Below are 6,386 nucleotides of genomic sequence, written 5' to 3'. Positions count from 1 at the left end.
AGGGCCCGCACCCGCACCAGCCACTTCGCAGCACTCCGCCCCGCCGACCAGCCGGTCGACGGGGCGAAGCAAGGCCCGAATTAACCAACAGCGTCCGGCTTCCGGACGGGGCCCTTCTTCAGGTCTGCCTACGCCAACAGCGCCGGGATGGTCTCCTCGTGGGCCTTCCGCAGCTCCTCCAGGGTGAGCGCGAACTCGCCCTGAACCTCGACCACTGCAGTGGAATCAGACGCGGTGCCGTCCACGACACCGATCCGGGTGGCCGGCAGGCCCCGCGCACCGCACATGTCGTTGAAGCGGACCTCCTCCGAGCGCGGCACCGCGACGATCGCGCGGCCGGCCGACTCGGAGAACAGGAACGTGAACGCGTCCAGGCCGTCCGGTACGACCAGCCGCGCGCCCTTGCCGCCGAGCAGCGCGGACTCGACCACGGCCTGGATCAGGCCGCCGTCGGACAGGTCGTGCGCGGAGTCGATCATGCCGTCGCGGGAGGCGGAGATCAGGATCTCGCCCAGCAGCCGCTCACGCTCCAGGTCGACCTTCGGGGGCAGGCCGCCGAGGTGGTCGTGGACCACCTGGGACCAGGCCGAGCCGCCGAACTCCTCGCGGGTGTTGCCGAGGAGGTAGATCAGCTGGCCCTCCTCCTGGAAGGCGACCGGCGTGCGGCGCGCGACATCGTCGATCACGCCCAGGACCGCGACCACCGGCGTCGGGTGGATCGCCGCCTCGCCGGTCTGGTTGTAGAGCGAGACGTTGCCGCCGGTCACCGGGGTGCCCAGCTGCCGGCAGGCGTCCGCCAGACCGCGCACGGCCTCCGCGAACTGCCACATCACGGCCGGGTCCTCGGGCGAGCCGAAGTTCAGGCAGTCGGACACGGCGAGCGGCTTGGCGCCGGTGGCGGCCACGTTGCGGTACGCCTCGGCCAGGGCCAGCTGCGCGCCCGTGTACGGGTCCAGCTTGGCGTAACGGCCGTTGCCGTCCGTCGCGATGGCGACACCGAGGCCGGTCTCCTCGTCCACGCGGATCATGCCGGAGTCCTCCGGCTGGGCGAGGACGGTGTTGCCCTGCACGAGGTGGTCGTACTGCTGGGTGATCCAGTTCTTGGAGGCCTGGTTGGGGGACCCGACCAGCTGCAGGACCTGGTCCTTCAGCTCCTGCGACGTCTCGGGCCGCGGCAGCTTGTTCGCGTCGTCGGCCTGCAGGGCGTCCTGCCAGTCCGGGCGGGCGTACGGGCGCTCGTACGTCGGGCCCTCGTGGGCGACCGTGCGCGGGTCGACGTCCACGATCTTCTCGCCGTGCCAGAAGATCTCCAGCCGGTCGCCGTCGGTCACCTCACCGATGACGGTGGCGATGACGTCCCACTTGGCGCAGATCTCCAGGAAGCGGTCGACCTTCTCCGGCTCCACGACCGCGCACATGCGTTCCTGCGACTCGCTCATGAGGATCTCCTCGGGCGAGAGCGTGGAGTCGCGCAGCGGGACGTCGTCCAGGGTGACGCGCATGCCGCCGGAGCCGTTGGACGCCAGCTCGGAGGTGGCACAGGAGAGACCGGCGGCACCGAGGTCCTGGATGCCGACGACCAGCTTCTCCTTGAAGGCCTCCAGGGTGCACTCGATGAGGAGCTTCTCCTGGAAGGGGTCGCCGACCTGGACGGCAGGGCGCTTCGACGGCTTGGCGTCGTCGAAGGTCTCGGACGCGAGGATCGAGGCACCACCGATGCCGTCACCACCCGTACGAGCCCCGTACAGGATGACCTTGTTGCCCGCGCCGGAGGCCTTGGCGAGGTGGATGTCCTCGTGCCGCATCACACCGATGGCACCGGCGTTGACCAGCGGGTTGCCCTGGTAGCAGGCGTCGAAGACGACCTCGCCGCCGATGTTGGGCAGGCCCAGGCAGTTGCCGTAGCCGCCGATGCCCGCGACCACGCCCGGCAGGACGCGCTTGGTGTCGGGGTGGTCGGCGGCGCCGAACCGCAGCGGGTCGACGACCGCCACCGGCCGCGCACCCATGGCGATGATGTCGCGGACGATGCCGCCGACACCCGTGGCCGCGCCCTGGTAGGGCTCGACGTACGACGGGTGGTTGTGCGACTCGACCTTGAAGGTCACGGCGTAACCCTGGCCGACGTCCACCACGCCCGCGTTCTCGCCGATGCCGACGAGGAGGGCGTCGCTCTCGGGCGCCTTCTCGCCGAACTGGCGCAGGTGGACCTTGGAGGACTTGTACGAGCAGTGCTCGGACCACATGACCGAGTACATGGCGAGCTCGGCGCCGGTCGGGCGGCGGCCGAGGATCTCCACCACCCGCTCGTACTCGTCCTTCTTCAGGCCGAGTTCGGCCCAGGGCAGCTCGACGTCGGGGGTCGCGGCCGCGTGCTCGACCGTGTCCAGAGGCGTCCGGCTCATGCGCCCACCAGCTTCTTGAGGATCGAGGTGAAGAACGGGAGCCCGTCGGTACGGCCCGTACCGACCAGCGGCTCGACGGCGTGCTCGGGGTGCGGCATGAGGCCGACGACGTTCCCGGCCTCGTTGGTGATGCCGGCGATGTCCCGCAGCGAGCCGTTCGGGTTGAAGTCGAGGTAACGGAAGACGACGCGGCCCTCCGCCTCCAGCTCGTCCAGCGTGTACGCGTCGGCGACGTACCGGCCGTCCATGTTCTTCAGCGGGATGTGGATCTCCTGGCCGGCGCGGTAGTCGCTGGTCCAGGCGGTCTCCGCGTTCTCCACCCGCAGCTTCTGGTCGCGGCAGATGAAGTGGAGGTGGTCGTTGCCGAGCATTGCGCCCGGGAGGAGGTGGGCCTCGGTGAGGACCTGGAAGCCGTTGCAGATACCGAGGACCGGCAGTCCGGCCTTCGCCTGCTCGATGACCGTCTCCATCACCGGCGAGAACCGGGAGATGGCACCGGCGCGCAGATAGTCGCCGTAGGAGAAACCGCCGGGAAGGACCACGGCGTCGACCTGCTTGAGGTCCTTGTCCTTGTGCCAGAGGGCGACCGGTTCGGCGCCCGCGAGGCGGATCGCGCGCTGGGCATCGTGATCGTCGAGGCTGCCCGGGAAAGTGACGACGCCAATACGAGCGGTCACTTGGCCGCCTCCGCGACTTCCGTGGCCTCTTCCACCTTGACGGTGAAGTCCTCGATCACGGTGTTGGCGAGGAAGGATTCCGCAAGATCGTGGATGCGGGCGAGCGCGGCCTCGTCGACCGGCCCGTCAACTTCCAGTTCGAAGCGCTTTCCCTGGCGGACGTCCGAGATCCCTTCGAAACCCAGGCGCGGCAGCGCACGCTGGACCGCCTGGCCCTGGGGGTCGAGGATCTCCGGCTTGAGCATGACGTCGACTACGACGCGTGCCACTGGCACTCCCGGTGTGTGGTGCTGAGCAGGTTCCTTCAGACTACCCGCACAAAATTTCTACGCGAGTAGAGTTGTAGGAATCTACGTGAGGCGCATCACGATCGGGTGTCGGAGTCGTACGCCCGTGAAAAGTTCTGGGAAAGTTCCACAGTCCGCCCCGTTCACCTATTGTCTTCGGACACGCGGACGGATTTAGTCGGGCTTCACTTTGCATTGCCGGGCACTGTACAAATGAATTGGCAATAGCCGATACTCGGCACGTCATCGCCGTTGAGCTGTATCGACGTGCCGCACGAAGGGACCGATATTCGTGGCGCAAAAGGTCGTGGTCACGCTCTTTGACGACATCGACGGCTCGGAAGCGGCGGAAACGATCGCCTTCGGACTCGACGGCAAGTCGTACGAGATCGACCTGAACGAAACCAACGCCAAGAAACTGCGCAAGGCGCTCGCGCCCTACGTCGAGGCCGGCCGCAAGCGGTCGCGCTCCGGCAAGGCGTACAAGCAGACGGAGGTCGCCCCCGACCCGGCGGCCGTCCGCGCCTGGGCCCAGGCCAACAAGATGGACGTCCCCGCCCGCGGACGCATCCCCAAGAAGGTCTACGAGGCGTTCAGCGCCGCGCAGTGAGGCGCGCGCCGGGAGCCGCACGAGCGGCCCGGCCGCATGAGCCCGCGAAGGGGCAGCCCTCAGGGCCCGTCAGCGGACCCTGAGGGCCGCGCACTTGGGCATACCGGGCAGCAGGGGGAGCCGACTTGCGCGACCCCCCTGTTGATCAGCTAATGTCTGGGACACGCCGAGGGGCGAGGCCGAAAGGCCGGAACCCCGAGGAGCGTGCGGGTGTAGTTCAGTAGCAGAACATCCCCCTTCCAGGGGGAAGGCGCAGTGTGCGATTCCTGTCACCCGCTCCGGCACCGCTTGTCACGACCACTCTGGTGGATCAGGTAGGCTGGTGCTCGCACCGATCGGTGGGAGCCGGTCGGGAGCAGTGCGGACGTAGCTCAGTTGGTAGAGCGCAACCTTGCCAAGGTTGAGGTCGCGAGTTCGAGCCTCGTCGTCCGCTCGGGAATGAGACCCCGGTCCACTGGACCGGGGTCTTTTCGTTGTCCGTGATCCGCTCTGACATTTGTCATGCCGGGCGATGACATCGCGCACTGCCGCACCGCTCCGGCCGCCGGGACGCTGGCGTCATGGACTACGACGAACACGAGCACGTGATTGAGGTGACCGACCTCAAGCGCGTCTACGGGGGCGGGTTCGAGGCCGTACGCGGAGTCTCCTTCTCCGTCCCGCGTGGGGAGATCTTCGCCCTGCTCGGGACCAACGGCGCCGGCAAGACCTCGACGGTCGAACTGCTGGAGGGGCTGGCCGTACCCGCCAGGGGCCGGGTCCGGGTCCTCGGCCACGATCCGTACCGCGAGCGGGCCGCCGTACGGCCGCGCACCGGTGTGATGCTCCAGGAAGGAGGCTTTCCGGCCGAGCTCACCGTCGCCGAGACGGCCCGGATGTGGGCGGGCTGTACGACCGGGGCGCGGCCGGAGGCGGAGGCGCTGGAGCTGGTGGGGCTGAGCGGCAGGGCCGGCGTCCGGGTCAAACAGCTCTCCGGCGGCGAGCGGCGCCGGCTCGACCTGGCGCTCGCCCTGCTCGGCGATCCCGAGGTGCTCTTCCTCGACGAGCCGACGACCGGGCTCGACGCGGAAGGCCGCCGGGACACCTGGGAGTTGGTCCGCGCGCTGCGCGACGCCGGTACCACCGTGCTGCTGACCACGCACTATCTGGAGGAGGCCGAGGGCCTCGCCGACCGGCTCGCCATCCTGCACGAGGGCCGTGTCGCCGCCTCCGGCACCCCGGCCGAGGTCACCGCCGGCCGCCCTTCCCGGATCTCCTTCCAGCTGCCCGACGGCTACTTCCTCGGCGATCTGCCCCCGCTGGCCGAGCTCGGCGTGTGCGCGCACGAAACCGACGGCAGGGTCGTACGGCTGCGGACGCGGGAGCTGCAGCCCACCGCGACCCGGCTGCTGGCCTGGGCCGAGCAGGCGGGGGTCGAACTGCGCGGACTGGACGTGCGGTCGGCCTCGCTGGAGGAGGCGTTCCTCGGGATCGCACGCGAGCGGGAGACGGTGGCATGAGCGGGACCGGAACGGGAGCGAGGGGGCGCGGAATGCGCGAGGTGGGAGCGCGAGCCGCCGTGGGCCGGGGCGGGACCGCGGCGGAGGCCGGGAGCCGTGGCGTGAGCGGCGTGCGCGGGGCGGAACGCGGCGGGGGGACGTCGGCGGGCCGGCACCTGTGGGCGCTGGGGCGGGCCGAACTCACCCTGCTCGGCCGCAACCGCGGGGTCGTCTTCACCGCGCTGGCCGTGCCGCTCCTGCTGCCGTTCACCGTGCGGCCGGCCATGGACCAGCTGGATCTGAAGAAGCAGGGGCTGACCATCGGCACCACCCTGCTGACGGCCGCGATCGGCTTCTCCTTCCTCTTCGCCGTCTACACCTCCCTGGTCAACACCTACGTCGCCCGCCGCGAGGAACTCGTCCTCAAACGGCTGCGCACCGGCGAGCTCTCCGACACGGAGATCCTCACCGGCACCGCCCTGCCCGCGCTCGTCATCGGCCTGGCCCAGGCGCTGGTGCTGTGCGCCGGATGCGCGGCCCTGCTGCACACCGGCACGCCCAAGGCGCCGTATCTGATCCTGCCCGGGCTGGTGGCCGGTTATCTGGTCAGTGCCGCGCTCGCCGCGCTCACCGCGTCCTTCACCCGGACCGTGGAGAGCGGCCAGGTGACCGCGATGCCGCTGATGTTCCTGTCGATGGTCGGCTCCGGGATCACGATCCCCACGGAGGTCATGCCGGACAAGCTGGCCACCGTCTGCGACCTGCTCCCGCTGTCCCCGGCGATCCGGCTCGTGCGCGGCGGCTGGACGGGCCAGTTGAGCACCGGGGAGGCGCTCGGCGCCCTGGCGACCGCGTTGGCCTGGATCTTCCTGGCGGTGTTTGCTGTACAGCGGCGGTTCCGCTGGGAGCCGCGGCGCTGAGGGACGGGG

The 6,386-nt window shown here is 69.7% G+C and carries 6 protein-coding genes and 2 tRNA genes; 5 read left to right on the top strand and 3 right to left on the bottom strand.

The annotated features are described in order from the left end of the window. Positions 1-128 precede the first annotated feature (128 nt). Genes purL through purS form a run of 3 tightly spaced genes read right to left on the bottom strand, consistent with a single transcriptional unit; the run spans position 129 to position 3,351 of the window. Positions 129-2,405, bottom strand: coding sequence for a phosphoribosylformylglycinamidine synthase subunit PurL (gene purL / locus ACWDEN_RS31945; RefSeq protein ID WP_450861267.1), 2,277 nt, complete (start codon positions 2,403-2,405; stop codon positions 129-131). Beyond that, positions 2,402-3,082, bottom strand: a complete 681-nt coding sequence (gene purQ / locus ACWDEN_RS31940; protein ID WP_450861265.1) for a phosphoribosylformylglycinamidine synthase subunit PurQ — start codon at positions 3,080-3,082, stop codon at positions 2,402-2,404. Before purQ ends, purL begins: the two co-directional genes overlap by 4 nt. Further along, positions 3,079-3,351: a phosphoribosylformylglycinamidine synthase subunit PurS gene (purS, locus tag ACWDEN_RS31935; protein WP_351600702.1), complete on the bottom strand. Its 273-nt coding sequence runs from the start codon at positions 3,349-3,351 to the stop codon at positions 3,079-3,081. Before purS ends, purQ begins: the two co-directional genes overlap by 4 nt. Before the next feature lie 310 nt (positions 3,352-3,661). Here purS and ACWDEN_RS31930 point away from each other — a divergent pair, with 310 nt between their 5' ends. The 5 genes from ACWDEN_RS31930 to ACWDEN_RS31910 all read left to right on the top strand — a co-directional run bounded on the left by ACWDEN_RS31930 (position 3,662) and on the right by ACWDEN_RS31910 (position 6,377). Next, positions 3,662-3,979: a histone-like nucleoid-structuring protein Lsr2 gene (locus ACWDEN_RS31930; protein WP_031164632.1), complete on the top strand. Its 318-nt coding sequence runs from the start codon at positions 3,662-3,664 to the stop codon at positions 3,977-3,979. A 206-nt stretch (positions 3,980-4,185) separates the two neighbouring features. Further along, a tRNA-Gly gene (locus ACWDEN_RS31925) sits at positions 4,186-4,257 on the top strand. A gap of 82 nt (positions 4,258-4,339) precedes the next feature. Continuing rightward, positions 4,340-4,412 (top strand) — tRNA-Gly (locus ACWDEN_RS31920). A gap of 127 nt (positions 4,413-4,539) precedes the next feature. Beyond that, the gene (locus ACWDEN_RS31915) at positions 4,540-5,478 is read left to right on the top strand and encodes an ABC transporter ATP-binding protein (RefSeq protein WP_450861263.1); all 939 of its coding nucleotides are present in this window, start codon (positions 4,540-4,542) and stop codon (positions 5,476-5,478) included. A gap of 101 nt (positions 5,479-5,579) precedes the next feature. After that, complete coding sequence (locus ACWDEN_RS31910; protein WP_450861261.1) at positions 5,580-6,377, top strand: ABC transporter permease; 798 nt, start codon at positions 5,580-5,582, stop codon at positions 6,375-6,377. Positions 6,378-6,386: the final 9 nt, after the last annotated feature.

The organism is Streptomyces sp. NPDC001153 (genome assembly GCF_053598315.1).
This window is presented reverse-complemented; position numbering and strand designations above follow the sequence as displayed.